The sequence below is a fragment of the Providencia sp. wls1916 genome (assembly GCF_009706585.1).
Taxonomy (GTDB): Bacteria; Pseudomonadota; Gammaproteobacteria; order Enterobacterales; family Enterobacteriaceae; genus Providencia; species Providencia lanzhouensis.
The window spans coordinates 44421-60410 of sequence record NZ_WLUL01000017.1; the positions used below are offsets into that span (position 1 = coordinate 44421).

13 protein-coding genes are annotated in these 15990 nt (G+C 45.7%); 2 read left to right on the forward strand and 11 right to left on the reverse strand.

Features of this window, described 5'->3' with window-relative positions; all coding sequences use genetic code 11:
* Positions 1 to 41: 41 nt before the first annotated feature.
* Complete coding sequence (gene ivbL, locus GKR61_RS12090; RefSeq protein ID WP_108479355.1) at positions 42 to 131, reverse strand: ilvB operon leader peptide IvbL; 90 nt, start codon at positions 129 to 131, stop codon at positions 42 to 44.
* 302 nt (positions 132 to 433) lie between these two features.
* Positions 434 to 952: a single-stranded DNA-binding protein gene (locus tag GKR61_RS12095; protein WP_036955024.1), complete on the reverse strand. Its 519-nt coding sequence runs from the start codon at positions 950 to 952 to the stop codon at positions 434 to 436.
* A gap of 343 nt (positions 953 to 1295) precedes the next feature.
* Between GKR61_RS12095 and uvrA the strand changes: the two genes are divergently transcribed.
* On the forward strand, positions 1296 to 4130 hold the full coding sequence (gene uvrA / locus GKR61_RS12100; RefSeq protein WP_154639810.1) for an excinuclease ABC subunit UvrA: 2835 nt from the start codon (positions 1296 to 1298) through the stop codon (positions 4128 to 4130).
* Positions 4131 to 4233: 103 nt separating this feature from the next.
* Here uvrA and GKR61_RS12105 read toward each other — a convergent pair whose 3' ends face one another.
* The 3 genes from GKR61_RS12105 to dnaB all read right to left on the reverse strand — a co-directional run bounded on the left by GKR61_RS12105 (position 4234) and on the right by dnaB (position 8210).
* Entirely contained in the window at positions 4234 to 5430 is a 1197-nt protein-coding gene (locus GKR61_RS12105; protein WP_036955033.1) for an amino acid aminotransferase, read from the reverse strand.
* A 64-nt stretch (positions 5431 to 5494) separates the two neighbouring features.
* Positions 5495 to 6577 (reverse strand): alanine racemase, encoded by a 1083-nt coding sequence (gene alr, locus GKR61_RS12110; RefSeq protein ID WP_154599633.1) that lies wholly within the window; start codon positions 6575 to 6577, stop codon positions 5495 to 5497.
* A gap of 223 nt (positions 6578 to 6800) precedes the next feature.
* A complete protein-coding gene (dnaB, locus tag GKR61_RS12115) occupies positions 6801 to 8210 on the reverse strand; it encodes a replicative DNA helicase (protein WP_036955040.1) in 1410 nt (469 codons plus the stop codon).
* Positions 8211 to 8422: 212 nt separating this feature from the next.
* Between dnaB and GKR61_RS12120 the strand changes: the two genes are divergently transcribed.
* Positions 8423 to 9406: a quinone oxidoreductase gene (locus GKR61_RS12120; protein WP_154599634.1), complete on the forward strand. Its 984-nt coding sequence runs from the start codon at positions 8423 to 8425 to the stop codon at positions 9404 to 9406.
* 105 nt (positions 9407 to 9511) lie between these two features.
* On the opposite strand, the gene GKR61_RS17605 is transcribed toward GKR61_RS12120, so the two are convergent.
* The 6 genes from GKR61_RS17605 to GKR61_RS12145 all read right to left on the reverse strand — a co-directional run bounded on the left by GKR61_RS17605 (position 9512) and on the right by GKR61_RS12145 (position 15947).
* The gene (locus GKR61_RS17605; protein WP_195848387.1) at positions 9512 to 9685 is read right to left on the reverse strand and encodes a hypothetical protein; all 174 of its coding nucleotides are present in this window, start codon (positions 9683 to 9685) and stop codon (positions 9512 to 9514) included.
* A 97-nt stretch (positions 9686 to 9782) separates the two neighbouring features.
* The gene (gene dusA, locus GKR61_RS12125) at positions 9783 to 10808 is read right to left on the reverse strand and encodes a tRNA dihydrouridine(20/20a) synthase DusA (protein WP_036955045.1); all 1026 of its coding nucleotides are present in this window, start codon (positions 10806 to 10808) and stop codon (positions 9783 to 9785) included.
* Positions 10809 to 10976: 168 nt separating this feature from the next.
* The gene (locus GKR61_RS12130; protein ID WP_036955048.1) at positions 10977 to 11450 is read right to left on the reverse strand and encodes a DUF6882 domain-containing protein; all 474 of its coding nucleotides are present in this window, start codon (positions 11448 to 11450) and stop codon (positions 10977 to 10979) included.
* A 16-nt stretch (positions 11451 to 11466) separates the two neighbouring features.
* On the reverse strand, positions 11467 to 12402 hold the full coding sequence (gene uriH / locus GKR61_RS12135; RefSeq protein ID WP_036955049.1) for a uridine-preferring nucleoside hydrolase UriH: 936 nt from the start codon (positions 12400 to 12402) through the stop codon (positions 11467 to 11469).
* 99 nt (positions 12403 to 12501) lie between these two features.
* Entirely contained in the window at positions 12502 to 14661 is a 2160-nt protein-coding gene (locus GKR61_RS12140) for an ornithine decarboxylase (protein WP_154639811.1), read from the reverse strand.
* A 272-nt stretch (positions 14662 to 14933) separates the two neighbouring features.
* Positions 14934 to 15947, reverse strand: a complete 1014-nt coding sequence (locus GKR61_RS12145) for a mechanosensitive ion channel family protein (RefSeq protein WP_036955051.1) — start codon at positions 15945 to 15947, stop codon at positions 14934 to 14936.
* Positions 15948 to 15990 lie beyond the last annotated feature (43 nt).

A 15990-nucleotide genomic window follows, 5' to 3' on the forward strand; every position in this document is an offset into this window, starting at 1 on the left:
TTTGCGCCGGCGGGGTTTCTAAATCGCGTGATTTGTTCCCGTTACGGCGCTAAGCCCACGACCACCACCACACGCACGACTACCGCGGCTAGTGGCGCGGTAAGTAGTAGGTTTGAACGGTTAGCAGTCATTTTCACGAGAGTTTCCTGTAATTTAATTCTGTCTGATTTAGCTAAAATCCATATTTAATGAATTTCTTGTTTAGCTAAAGTCTGTCTGATTTTTCATTTTTGTGTTTGCTGCATCTAAGAAACCATAAAACCCTAACCTTCACAACCCTTTTTTTCGTTTTTCTTGGTTGTGGATTTCAAATGAGAGGCATATCACAGAATGTTGTTGAGTTGTGATAATTTGAGTTGAATTTGCTCATAAAAAATTAAAGCCCTTAAAATTAAGGGCCTTAATCGATGATTTTGATTTTCTAATTTAGAAATTAGAATGGGATATCGTCATCAAAATCCATTGGTGGTTCATTGGTTTGTGGCGCTGGTGAACGCGCTGGAGCTGCGCCGCCGCCACTGAATTGTTGTGCTGCTTGTGGCTGTTGTGGTTGACCCCAACCGCCTTGACCGCCACTTTGACCTTGTGATGGTGCATCGCCGCCGCGACCACCCAGCATTTGCATTGAACCGCCGATATTCACCACAACTTCGGTGGTGTAGCGATCTTGACCGCTTTGGTCTTGCCATTTACGGGTTTGCAATGAACCTTCGATATAAACTTGTGAACCTTTTTTCAGGTATTCACCAGCAACTTCGGCTAATTTACCGAAAATCACAACACGGTGCCATTCGGTTTTTTCACGCATTTCACCGGTTTGCTTGTCACGCCAACTTTCAGAAGTTGCCAGAGTCAGGTTAGCGACAGCTCCGCCGTTAGGCATATAACGGATTTCTGGATCTTGTCCTAAGTTACCGATAAGAATTACTTTATTTACGCCTCTGGTGGCCATTTATTACTCCTGATGCATTGAATTTTTAATCTCTGGACTGACCGTGAAGTTTACCACGACCTATCTGTATTGCACCATAAATTGAGATTGCTGATGAGAAGTTGCGAAGCGCTTTCCAAATTTAAGTGAAATCTGCATTACTGATTTTTAGTATAGACGCTAATTATTGGCGTCACAGATAAGTTGCTATCAGTCCCCTATGGAATGAAATATAAAGAGCACATATACTGTATATCCATTCAGCAAATTTTGTGCAATACTAAATCGTTTATTAATACTGGCTCGTTAATTAAGACTACCAAGTTCATTTTTGTTCACTATCAATTCATTCGGGAAGTGGTAAATGGAGAATATCGAAGTCCGCGGCGCACGCACGCATAACCTAAAAAATATCAATCTCATCATCCCCCGAGACAAGCTGATAGTTATTACAGGGCTATCTGGTTCAGGGAAGTCTTCCCTTGCCTTTGATACCCTCTATGCTGAAGGTCAGCGTCGTTATGTTGAGTCACTATCCGCGTATGCTCGTCAATTCCTTTCTTTAATGGAAAAGCCGGATGTTGACCATATCGAAGGGCTGTCGCCTGCTATCTCCATTGAACAGAAATCCACTTCTCATAACCCACGTTCAACGGTTGGGACCATCACCGAGATCCATGACTACCTGCGTCTATTGTTTGCCCGTGTAGGTGAGCCACGCTGCCCTGATCATGATATTCCGCTTGCGGCACAAACCGTTAGCCAGATGGTGGATAACGTCCTCGCACAGCCGACCGATCGCCGCATGATGCTGCTGGCTCCGGTCGTAAAAGAACGTAAAGGTGAGCACGTTAAGTTACTCGATAACTTAGCGAGCCAAGGGTATATTCGCGCCCGTATTGATGGTGAAGTTTGTGATTTATCCGATCCACCAAAACTCGAGTTACAGAAAAAACATACCATTGAAGTCGTGGTTGACCGTTTCAAAGTACGCGACGATATCGCCCAGCGTCTTGCAGAATCCTTTGAAACTGCACTCGAGTTATCTGGCGGCACCGCTGTTGTCGCTGATATGGATGACTCAAAAGCCGAAGAATTAGTGTTCTCTGCTAACTTTGCGTGCCCTGTTTGTGGCTATAGTATGATGGAGTTAGAGCCACGCCTGTTCTCATTCAACAACCCAGCAGGGGCTTGCCCAAGCTGCGACGGCTTAGGGGTTCAGCAATTTTTTGATCCTGAGCGTGTGATTCAAAATCCCGAAATTTCCCTTGCGGGCGGGGCTATTCGCGGCTGGGATCGTCGTAATTTCTATTATTTTCAGATGCTAATGTCATTGGGCGAACACTATAAGTTTGATGTTGAAGCCCCCTATGACTCACTCAGCCCAGCTATTCAAAAAGTAATTTTGTATGGTTCAGGCAAAGAAACTATTGAATTCAAATATCGTAATGATCGCGGAGATATTACCGTACGCCACCATCCGTTCGAAGGTGTGCTTAACAATATGGAACGCCGTTATAAAGAAACGGAATCCACCGCGGTGCGCGAAGAGTTAGCAAAATACATTAGCAACCGCCCTTGTGTGACTTGCTCCGGAACCCGTCTGCGTAAAGAAGCTCGCTTTGTGTTTGTGGAAAATACCACCCTGCCTGAAATTGCAGATTACAGCATCGGTCATGCAATGGAGTTTTTCCAAAACTTAAAACTCAGTGGGCAACGCGCCAAGATTGCCGAAAAAATCCTGAAAGAGATCAGCGACCGTCTGAAGTTCTTAGTGAATGTGGGACTCAATTACTTAAGCCTTTCACGCTCCGCAGAAACATTATCCGGCGGTGAGGCCCAGCGTATCCGTCTAGCAAGCCAAATCGGTGCGGGTCTGGTCGGTGTGATGTATGTGCTGGATGAACCGTCTATCGGGCTCCACCAGCGCGATAATGACCGATTACTGGAAACCCTGATTCACCTACGTAACTTAGGGAACACCGTGATTGTGGTTGAGCACGATGAAGATGCGATCCGCGCTGCTGACCATGTGATTGATATTGGTCCAGGTGCCGGTGTTCACGGTGGTCAAATTGTGGCGCAAGGTACATTGGAAGATATCGTTGCTAACCCAGAATCCTTAACGGGTAAATTCTTAAGTGGTGAGCGCAAGATTGATATCCCACAAATGCGGGTTCCATTTAATAAAGATAAAGTGTTGACGGTGATGGGCGCAACAGGCAACAACCTGAAGAATGTCACCCTGAATATTCCTGTTGGCTTATTTACATGTATTACAGGGGTTTCTGGTTCCGGTAAATCCACGCTCATCAACGATACGCTATTTCCAATTGCTCAGCGCCAGTTAAATGGGGCAACAGTGATTAACCCTGCGCCGTATACCAATGTCGAAGGTTTAGAGCATTTCGATAAAGTGATCGATATCGACCAAAGCCCTATTGGACGCACCCCACGTTCGAACCCAGCCACTTATACGGGTATCTTTACGCCAATTCGTGAGCTGTTCGCGGGTGTACCAGAATCACGGACTCGCGGCTATAACCCAGGGCGTTTCAGCTTTAACGTGAAAGGCGGTCGTTGTGAAGCCTGCCAAGGGGATGGTGTAATTAAGGTGGAAATGCACTTCCTGCCCGATGTCTATGTGCCGTGTGACCAATGTAAGGGCAAGCGCTATAACCGCGAAACCTTAGAAATCAAATACAAAGGTAAAAGCATTCATGAAGTGTTGGATATGACCATCGAAGAGTCCCGCGAATTCTTTGATGCCGTGCCTGCGCTAGCGCGTAAGCTGCAAACGCTGATGGATGCGGGTCTCTCCTACATTCGCTTAGGTCAATCTGCGACAACCTTATCTGGCGGTGAAGCCCAGCGCGTAAAATTAGCTCGCGAGTTGTCTAAACGCGGCACCGGACAGACCATCTATATCTTGGATGAGCCAACCACCGGATTGCACTTTGCCGATATCCAGCAACTGCTTGTTGTCTTGCACCAATTGCGTGATCAAGGCAATACCATCGTCGTCATCGAGCATAACTTGGATGTGATCAAAACGGCAGACTGGATTGTTGACCTAGGCCCAGAAGGTGGTAGCGGTGGAGGTGAGATTTTAATTTCAGGTACCCCTGAGCAAGTGGCTGAGTGTGAAAAATCCCATACTGCGCGTTTCTTGAAGCCTATCTTAGCGCGTGGCTACTGAGTTAACTGAAGTAAAAATAGTTAACAGAAACCGCCAATCAAAATAGAAAAAGGGGAACTCAGTTCCCCTTTTTAATGCTTATATAACCGTTCGTTACTAACGATTACTGGCTAACTGCCGCGAACGCTTCCACGATACGCTTCACGTTATGACGGTTTACACCTGCCATACACACGCGACCTGTTCCAACTAAATAAACCGCAAACTCATCTTTCAGACGGTCAACTTGTTGTTGAGAAAAACCCGTGTAGCTAAACATACCGCGCTGTTTTAACAAGTGGTCGAAGTTTTTGTTTGGTAGTGCTTTTTTCAGCTCATCCACCAAAACAGTACGCATATCTAAAATACGCAAACGCATCTCTTCCACTTCGTCCAGCCATTTGGCTTTTTGTTGGCTATCAGTCAGTACTGCCGCAACAATTTTTGCGCCGTTAGACGGTGGGCTTGAATACAGACGACGGACACCCGCTTTCAATTGACCCAACACGCGGTCGCGCTCATCTTTATCTTTACAGATAACAGATAAACCACCCGCACGTTCACCGTAGATACCAAAGATTTTCGAGAATGAATTGCTGACGAATACTGGCAGACCCGCTTTTACCATCGTGCGAATTGCATAAGCATCTTCATCGATACCTTCCGCAAAACCTTGATATGCGATATCTAAGAATGGGATCAATTTGTGTTCAAGTGCCACTTTCGTCACTTCATCCCACTGAGCTGGGGTTAAATCCGAGCCGGTTGGGTTATGGCAGCAAGGGTGCATTAAGATGATGCTGTTCTCTGGTAACTTCTTGAAGGTTTCCAGCATTTCATCAAATTTAACCCCTTTGGTTTTTTCATCGAAATAAGGGTAGTAATGCACTTTCGTGCCTGCGCCAGAGAAGATAGAGGCGTGGTTTTCCCATGTTGGGTTACTGCACCAGACTTCTGAATTCGGGAAATAATGGTGTAAAAAATCAGCCCCAATTTTCAGTGCGCCAGAACCACCGATGGTTTGTACGGTAGCAATACGCTCTTGAGCAATTAGCGGACAATCTTCACCGAACACCAATTTTTGTAATTCAGTACGGTAATCTTTCAAACCTTCCATTGGCAGATAAAGCGATGCACTTGCCGGAAGTTTTCTCAGTGCAGCTTTCGCTGTGCCGACGGTTTCCAGCTCAGGGGTTTTCCCCTCTGCATCATAATAAAGACCAATACTCAGGTTAATTTTGCCTTCACGAGTATCTTTATTAAATTCATCCATCAGCGACAAAATTGGGTCGCCCGGATAAGCATCAACATGTTGGTACACAGGATATCTCCTACTTGTAGGTTTTCTTTATTACTTTTGTCTTGTGAAAATAACCCTTTAAAACCTATTCGTCTACATATTCCATTGCGACTCGTGAGGTCAATTTCGTCAAAAGCTCATAGTTAATGATGCCTGTTTGTGTGGCAATTTCTTCCACAGGCAGAGCATTTCCCCATAGAATGACGTCATCCCCCACTTTATCGGTGGCATCTGGTCCTAAATCCACGACGGTCATGTCCATGGAAATTCGTCCAATAATCGGCACTTTTCGCCCATTTACTAGAACGGGTGTTCCTGATGGTACGTTACGCGGATAACCATCTCCATAACCAATCGCTACCACCCCAAGGCGGGTATTGCGTTCACTGCACCATGTTTCGCCGTAGCCAACACACTGCCCTACCGAATGCTCTCTCACTGCAATTAGGCTGGATTTTAAAGTCATGACGGGTAATAAACCAAAGCTTGCAGCGCTTTTGCCTTCTTGCGGTGAGGCGCCATACATCATAATGCCGGGGCGAACCCAGTCATAATGGGCTTCTGGCCATAAAAGGATCCCCGCGGATGCCGCGATGGATTTTTCACCCGGTTTATCAGAGACAAACTGTTGGAAGCATTCGATTTGTTTTTTGGTGGTTGGGAGTTCAGGCGCATCGGCCTGACAGAAGTGGCTGACAATGTTGATAGGTAAATCCACGTTGCTACAGCTTTGAAGACGTTGGTAAAAACTTTCCGCATGCTGAGGAAGTACGCCAAGGCGATGCATGCCAGTATCGAGTTTCATCCATACTTTGATTTTTTTAGCGAGCTGGGCATTTTCCAGCATTTCCAGTTGTTCAATGCAGTGGATCACCGTATCGATGTTGTATTCCACCATCAACTGCAAATCGGATTTTTCGAAGAAACCTTCTAATAAAACAATCGGTTTTGTCACGCCTTGATGTCGAAGCAGCAGGGCTTCATTTAAACGCGCCACCCCAAAACCGTCGACAATTCCTTGAATTTCGGTGCCAACTCCAATTAATCCATGACCATAAGCGTTTGCTTTAACAACTGCAATCAGACGGCTATTCGGCGCCAATTCTCTCACGCGTTGCAGGTTGTGTCGCAGAGCGCGGCGGTTTATTAATGCGGTTGCCGCTTTCATTTCTTCCTCTTAATTATTCATTTTAAAATTTAACTTATTTAGTCTTCAGTCTTCAGTCTTCAGTCTTCAATCTTCAATTTTCAATTTTCAATTTTCTATAAGCTCTAAATAATTCGCACTGTGGCTAGGCGGCAAGAGAAGCTAAGCCTGGGGAGCATACAAAAGTATGTGACTCAGGTTAGCGAACGCAGCCAACAACGCCACAGTGTGAAGTATGACGAGATTACTCGTCGTCATAAGCCGGGCCGGCGTAGTTATCAAACCTCGACCACTGCCCATTAAACGTCAGCCTCACCGTCCCTATCGGACCATTACGTTGTTTACCTAAAATAATTTCTGCGACCCCTTTGAGGTCGCTGTTATCGTGATAGACCTCGTCACGATAGATAAACATGATTAAGTCGGCATCTTGCTCGATGGAGCCTGATTCACGTAAGTCGGAGTTTACTGGGCGTTTGTCTGCACGTTGCTCCAAGCTACGGTTTAGCTGAGAAAGCGCCACCACTGGTACGTTTAATTCTTTCGCTAACGCTTTGAGGGAACGGGAAATTTCGGCGATTTCTAATGTACGGTTATCCGACAACGCTGGCACACGCATTAACTGAAGGTAGTCGATCATAATCAGGCTTAGCCCCCCGTGTTCGCGGTAAATTCGGCGAGCACGAGAACGCACTTCCGTTGGCGTTAACCCCGATGAGTCATCAATGTACATATTGCGTTTTTCCATCAATATGCCCATGGTGCTCGAAATTCGTGCCCAATCCTCATCATCAAGCTGCCCCGTACGAATACGGGTTTGGTCTACGCGAGACAGTGATGCGAGCATACGCATCATGATCTGGTTGCCGGGCATCTCCAAACTGAAGATAAGTACTGGTTTTTCTTCAGTCATCGCCGCATTTTCACACAAGTTCATCGCAAAGGTGGTTTTACCCATGGATGGACGCGCGGCAACAATAATTAAATCTGAGCCTTGTAACCCTGCGGTTTTCTTATCTAAATCTTGATAACCCGTAGAAACACCGGTGACACCATCATGAGGCTGCTGATAAAGCTGTTCTATTTTCTCAACGGTTTCCGACAAAATCGCTTCAATCCCTTTCGGACCTTCATCTTTATTCGCGCGAGATTCTGCGATTTGGAAAACTTTGGTTTCTGCGAAATCGAGTAAATCTTCGCTACTGCGACCTTGTGGGTCATACCCTGCATCAGCAATATCATTGGCGACAGAGATCATATCGCGAACAATGGCACGTTCGCGCACGATGTCCGCATAAGCGTTAATGTTCGCCGCACTTGGGGTATTTTTCGATAATTCCGCTAAGTAAGCAAAGCCTCCGACGCTGTCCAATTCTCCTTGCTGTTCAAGGGATTCTGACAGGGTGATCAAGTCAATAGGCTTACCCTGCTCAAGCAGGATCTGCATTTGTGCAAAGATTGTGCGGTGAGGACGACTAAAAAAGTCAGCTGACGTGACACGCTCAGAGACCGTGTCCCAGCGTTCGTTGTCTAACATCAGTCCCCCCAATACAGACTGTTCCGCTTCGATAGAGTGCGGCGGAAGTTTTAAACCTTCCATTTGCTGATCGCGCGGTGGGTTTGTCTTGTAATCTGAGGAGGGTTTTTTAGCCATACTTGAAATATCCACGTCTATAATTAACCAACAGTTAGTATACGCCAATCTTAGGTGTCATGTGGCGTCTTTATTGTTATCTGCACAAGATATTATTGCAGGCACAATCTTAACACAGCGCACAAACCGATAATTCTTCTCAGTAAAGCATCGCGTTATGATGGGGCAATTGATACTGTTAATAAAAACAAACTCACTCATTGGAGATGATCATGGCAAAACGTATTGAATTTTCGCAACATGGTGGTCCTGAAGTCCTCAATTTTGTCGACTATTCCCCGAATGCGCCGGCTGAAAACGAAATCCAAATCGAAAACCGTGCAATTGGTATTAACTTTATTGATACCTATGTACGCAGTGGACTGTATCCAGTTGCAAGTTTGCCATGTGGACTCGGCACCGAAGCGGCGGGTGTCGTGGTTAAAACTGGCTCCCAAGTCACCGGTTTCAAACCAGGTGATCGCGTAGTTTATGCACAAGGTCCGCTAGGCGCATACAGTGAAGTTCATAATGTACCTGTCAATGCCGTGGCACACTTACCCGATGGTATCACTTTCGAACAAGCAGCTGCCTGTTCGCTTAAAGGCATGACCGTTTACTATCTGCTCAATCAAACCTATCAAGTTCAAAAAGATGAAGTTTTCTTATTTCACGCTGCCGCGGGTGGTGTTGGTCTGATTGCTTGCCAATGGGCAAAAGCGTTAGGCGCGAAAATGATTGGTACCGTTGGCTCTGAAGAGAAAGCGCAGCGTGCGAAAGCCGCAGGGGCGTGGGAAGTCATCAATTACCAAACCGAAAACATCGCTGAACGCGTAAAAGAAATCACTCACGGTGAAAAAGTGAATGTGGTGTATGACTCTGTAGGTCAAGCGACTTGGCTCGCTTCTTTAGATTCACTGAAACGTCGCGGTTTAATGGTGAGCTTTGGTAATGCTTCTGGCGCCGTAACTGGGGTTAACTTAGGGATCTTAAATCAAAAAGGCTCTCTGTATGTGACCCGCCCATCATTAGGCGGCTATGTCACTAACAGAGAAGAGTTAGACCAAGCCAGCAACGCCCTGTTTGATATGATTTTAAGTGGCAAAGTGAATGTGGATGTGCCGGCATCTCAAATTTTTGCGCTGAAAGATGCCCAAAAGGCGCACCAAACATTAGAACAACGTAAGACTCAAGGCTCAAGCTTGCTCATTCCTTAATTCATAAAAAAGCGCCAGCTATCAATAACTGGCGCTTTTAAAATTCTAACAACGGTAATTTTTACTCACTTCCGTTGCACTAAATAATTACTTCAGTTGCACGAATTAATAGTGCCCTTTGCGTGCTTGCTGCTCTTTGTAGATCTGCTGGTTCTCTTTAATGGTGTTTAACACTGTTCCCTCATAGGGATCTTGCTTTGGTGGTTCTCGCATCTGCCCATCTGACCCCGAACATCCAGCAACTAACAGCAGCAAAGAGGTTGCTATTAATATTTTCATCTGCTTCTTCCTCATTCATTAATGAGTTTTATCATAGCATGCAGATAATCCTACTCAGCCCGCATCAGCCAAAATCGCAATTTCATTTAAGTAATATTTACTCGCCACGGGTCACAAACGCGAGCGCTTGTTCAACCACTGATAAGTCAGCACCCTGTTTATGGGCATTTTCGCTTAAGTGGCGACGCCATTGACGAGCCCCCGGAATTCCTTGGAAAATCCCTAAAATATGGCGAGTCATATGCCCTAAATAAGCCCCGTTAGACAGCTCTTTTTCGATGTATGGATACATGCTACGGACAGCAGCAACGCTATCGACAATGGGCATTGTTTCATCAAACAATTGATTATCTACCGCGGTTAAGATTGATGGATTTTGATACGCTTCACGACCCACCATCACGCCATCTAAATGTTTTAGATGTTCTTTAGCTTCTTCGAGAGTTTTAACGCCCCCATTGATAGCCATGGTGAGATGCGGAAAATCACGTTTTAATTGGTATACGCGAGGGTAATCCAGTGGGGGAATTTCACGGTTTTCTTTTGGACTTAACCCTGATAACCACGCCTTGCGAGCATGGATAATAAACATGTCACAGTCCCCTTTTGTGGAGACGGTATCAATGAATTCACATAAAAATTCGTAGCTATCTTGCTCATCAATCCCAATGCGTGTTTTCACCGTTACAGGGATAGACACCACGTCACGCATCGCTTTGACACAATCTGCGACCAGCTGAGCATCCGCCATTAAACATGCACCAAAACGCCCGTTCTGTACGCGGTCTGATGGGCAACCAACGTTCAGGTTGATTTCATCGTAGCCACGCTCTTGCGCTAATTTTGCGCATTGCGCTAAAGCCGCGGGGTCACTGCCACCCAACTGCAAGGAAACGGGATGCTCTTCTTCGCTATAAGCAAGATAATCACCTTTGCCATAAATGATCGCGCCCGTCGTCACCATTTCGGTGTACAGCAACGTATTTTTCGTTAATAAGCGATGGAAATAACGGCAATGGCGGTCGGTCCAATCCAGCATAGGCGCAACCGAGAAGCGGTTAAGGTTTTTGTAACCACCTGTTGTTGATGGTGTATTTTGTTCTATCGTTTGATTTTGTTGCATGTTGGTCTTTTGGCGTTGATATCGAATTTAAGGCTTATGCTGTTGTGAAATAGCAAAAGAAAGCCGCATTTTAACAGCTGACTTTCTTTTGTCATAATAAACTGTGCTGGCCGTTTTCGAGGAGTTGGTGACGCCCTTGTTATCTATGATAAAAAAGGCGCTTCTGGCTTAGATTTTTTGAAGGGAAACTTGGCCGAACGTCATAAAAATCAGAGTACTACCTGCAACGCCGCGATAAACACCTTGTTGCTCATTTAACTCACAAGCCAATGCCGCCAACTGCCATGCATCATACTCTTCGATATCGCTCACACGGGAGGTCAGCAAACTATTATCTTGGCGCTCACCGTAAGCTTTAACCGCAATCGCATCTCGCATTAATGACTCATCAATGGAGCTATTCGCCCAGCCCCACATCCAGCTCCCCACATTTTGGTCATAAGTCCCAATGATTTGCACGGGTGCCGTCACCATTATATTGTCCGGTGCATGGAAAATAATGGTGCCTTCATCTTGATCCACCGACCAACTGGCTTCATCCAATTTCCAATTATCGCAATGGAACTGATTTTTCAATTCCAGAGAGTTCATGCTGCGTTCAATTAATGCCTCATAAGGCATCTGTTCTAATTCACTCTTCATGTTAAATACGATTCCATTAACCAATATTTTTCAGTGCGTCGATAACCATCTGCCAAAACTTGTCGCGGTCTAATTTCACGGCAACCTGGGTATGGCAATCCGCAGGAGCGGGATGTCGAAAATCTGCCACCGTCATGCCAAGAGTCAGCGTTCCCGTTAATTCGATGTCCACAGGAACTTTTTGGGTGGTCATTACTGATGGGTCTATCACATAGGCAACAGCGCAAGGATCATGCACTGGTGGCGCATCAAAACCCTGAGCTTGTTTGTACATTTTTCCGAAGAAATCCAGCAATTCGACAACAAACTGCGAGCATTTCGTGTCTATTTCGGCAATTTTCGCCACGACTTCTGGCGTTGCCAGTGCTTGGTGAGTGAGATCCAGACCAACCATCGTTAGCGGCCATTTTTCATTGAAAACAATATGGGCGGCTTCTGGATCTATTTTGATATTAAATTCTGCGACTGGACTCCAATTTCCCACATGGTAGCCACCGCCCATCAACACCACTTCTTTTACGCGTTCCACAATCCGAGGTTCTAGTCTTGCCGCTAACGCGATATTGGTCAGTGCCCCCGTAGGCACCAAAGTAATGGTTTTTGGTGGGTGGGACATAATCGTATCGATGATCAAATTCACCCCATGGCGCTCATCCAACGCTAGCGTTGGAGTTGGAAGCTCAGGACCATCCAACCCGGAATCCCCATGAATATCGGGCGCCACTTCCACTTCACGCACTAATGGACGCGCTGAACCCGCAGCAAAAGGAATGCCGCGAATATTCGCCATTTCAGCAATCGCACGGGCATTACGGGTGACTTTTTCGAGAGTTTGGTTGCCTGCAACCGTGGTGACGGCGAGTAAATCGATGTCTGGATTACCGTAAGCCAGTAGCATAGCGATGGCATCGTCATGCCCTGGGTCACAGTCTAAAATAATCTTTTTCGTCATAGGGTTGCCTTATCGTCAATCGGGATCCACATTTTGCGGATCCCAATTTAGCTATCTCATGCGGCAAAATCTATGCTCGATGTCTGAATACGGAGAAATTTATTTCAAAACATGCGCATACACTCGTTTTGGTCCATTTTCATTTTTTGAAATATAGACCCCTTGTAGCTCTGGTGCAAAGCCCGGCAAGGCGTTAATTCCCGCTTCCAGCGCTTTAAAATACTGAAGAACAGGCCCTGTCCAGACTTCCCCCGGTACCACACACAGCACGCCCGGCGGATAAGGTAACGCCCCTTCTGCGGCAATTCGCCCCTCTAACTCATCCAGTGGCAGTAATTCCACATTGCCGCGAATAAACTCCAGATGTGCCTGTTGTGGATTCATTTTCACTACAGGGAAATGCGCCTTGCGGAACATCTCTTTTTGTAGCTGTTTAATATTAAAATCCACGCTTAATTGATGCATTTCTTGGCACAATCGACGCAAAGTATACCCTTGATACTGTTCCTGATAACGCTGATACACGGATGGTAAAACGTCTTCAAATAATGCGTCTTCATCCAGAAGCTGCTCGAAACGTACTAAGTGAGAAACCAGCAATTCCAGCTTTTCACGTGATTCCGCTGGTGTTAGCAGGAATAAAATCGAGTTTAAATCGCATTTTTCAGGGATCACCTCATGTTCACGCAGGAAATGTGCCAAAATCGTCGCCGGAACCCCGAAAGACTCATACTCGCCGCTTTCTACATCAATCCCCGGCGTCGTCAGCATCAGCTTGCATGGGTCAACGAAATATTGGTCTTGCGCGTAACCCTCAAACGCATGCCAACGCTCTTTCGGAATGAAATTAAAGAAACGCTGCTCCGATGCAATTTGCTCTGTTGGGTATTCATGCCACGGCTTGCCATCCACTAACTCTGGCACAAACGGTCTAAAGTGGCGGCAGTGTTGAATAATGGATTTTCTGACCTCAATCCCTTGTCTCACACACTCCATCCACATCATTTCCCCCGCTTCCCCTTGGTGCATGCGCGCATTCACATCTAATGAAGCAAACAGTGGGTAAAACGGGCTGGTAGAGGCGTGCATCATAAACGCGTTATTCAGTTTCTTATGGGAAACAAAGCGCTCTTGGCCTTTGATATGGTTATCTTTTTTATGGATCTGCGAAGCCTGCGAAAAACCCGCCAACTGCTTATGAACAGATTGCGTCACCATGATACCGGGGTCATTCTCGTTCAGTTCCAGCAGCAACGGCGAGCATTGGCGCATCATCGGGATAAATTGTTCGTAACCCACCCACGCGGAATCAAACAGAATGTATTCGCAAAGGTGCCCAATCTTATCCACCACTTGCCTCGCGTTGTAGACTGTTCCGTCATAAGTCCCTAGCTGGATCACGGCAAGGCGGAACGGTTTTTCTGCCTGTGCTTTTTCCGGCATCACTTCGCTCACCGCGTTTCTTAAGTATTCTTCGGTAAAACAGTGGGCATCAATTCCACCAATAAATCCAAATGGATTTCGCGCTGTTTCCAAATAAACGGGTGTTGCCCCTGCTTGGATCAGGGCGCCATGATGGTTAGATTTATGGTTATTGCGGTCAAACAGCACTAAATCACCCGGTGTTAATAAGGCATTTAAGACCACTTTATTGGATGACGACGTGCCATTAAGCACAAAATAGGTTTTATCCGCATTGAACACTTTCGCCGCAAATTTTTGGGCTTCTTTTGCCGCACCTTCGTGGATCAGCAAATCCCCCATCGCCACATCAGCGTTACATAAATCAGTGCGAAAGAGATTTTCACCATAGAATTGGTAGAACTGTTCACCCGTTGGATGACGACGGAAAAATTGTCCACCTTGGTGTCCTGGGCAGGCAAACGTTACATTGTGACCCGCAGCATAATCCATCATTCGCGCAAAGAATGGCGGTAATAGCTGTTCAAGGTATTGGTTTGCAGCATCCTGTAATTGGCGGCTATTCTCTTCACGCGCAGCAGGCGCTGGCGGTAATAATGCGGTCAAATAGTCAGGCGTTGGTGCATTGTCTGGTAGCTGCTTGTCACTAATGACAAACAGCGGAATACTGAGTTTACTGTCTGCAACTCTCTTCCACAGCCCTTGGTTGGCATCTTGTTCAGAGAGCACAACCGCAGCGATATTATTTAACTGTGCATCGCGAATATCTACCCACTGGAATTGACCCGTAAAATAGATAGCGACCCCCTGGCTACATGCCACATTGATTTTCTTCATAGCAGTCTGGCTCTTGGTTAGCTGAGGTAAAGAGGGGCTCAATATACTTGATAGATACTGAGATTGAAATAGTCAGAATTAATGCAAAATTATTCAGTTTTGCCTAGAGTGAATATTTTTTATAACTTACTGGTTAATAGTATAAAAATTTCCGGATAACCTCACCGGATTTTTAGTCATAAACCATGAAAAATAGATTATTTGCAGATTAACCGACCGAAACAGACAATAATGACAGTGGATCAGTCGGTTAATTTTTCGAGACGACGAGGTTACTTGTTTCTTTCTACGTACAGAGTTTGAGATGGATATGCAAAGTCCGCATTATGACGCTTAACTATATCAATAATTTTCAAATAGACCGCTTGCTGCGCATCCAGCCATTCTGCCCATACGGTGGTTTTCGTAAAGCAGTACACCATAATATTTAGGGAAGAATCCGCAAACGCATCAAAATAGACCAGCAAGGTTTGCCCTGTATCGATATTTTCATCTTGCTTCAGCATGGTGCGAATATCGTCCACAATCGCGCTGACTTTGTCGGCATCTTCATAACGTAAACCGATTTCTGTTTTAATCCGTCGGTTAGTCATGCGCCCTGGGTTTTCAACACTAATGGAAGAAAATAGCGAGTTAGGAATATAAAGCGGACGATGGTCAAACGTAACAATCTTGGTGATCCGCCAGCCAATTTCGACGACCGTACCTTCAATATTTCTATCCGGCGAGCTGACCCAATCCCCAATATTAAACGGGCGGTCGAAATAGAGCATGATCCCTGAGAAAAAGTTACTCAGGATATCTTTACCCGCCATACCGATGGCGATACCGCCAATGCCCCCAAATGCCATTAATCCTGACAAACTCATGCCAAAATGTTCGCCAAATAACAGCATAATGATGACGATGACCGCAGTCTTAAATACTCGTGCAATAATCCGCGCGGAAGTCGGGTCACTGCCTTTTTTAATCTGTTTTTTCTCTAGGCGGTTAACCAACTGAAAGAATTTTCGCGTGATAATCAATGCTATCACCGATATGGCGACTAGATTAATCAGTGGTGTTGAAATAAAGGTTAAATCAAAGTCACTGGCTGCCATATCTACAGATTGAGCTGTCACCAACACCATCACGCACAGCACCATGGTTTGGATCACATGCACCAAAATGCTTTTTCGCTTATGTTTGTGCCGCTTGTGTAAAACTTCAAAAAGCAAATACAACGCTAAACAGACGGCAATGATGGTCATGCCAATGGCATATTTTTCAAGTAATGCTTCTATCATGTTTATTGCCCTAAACTGACATTGAAAACTAATTTGCTGTGTA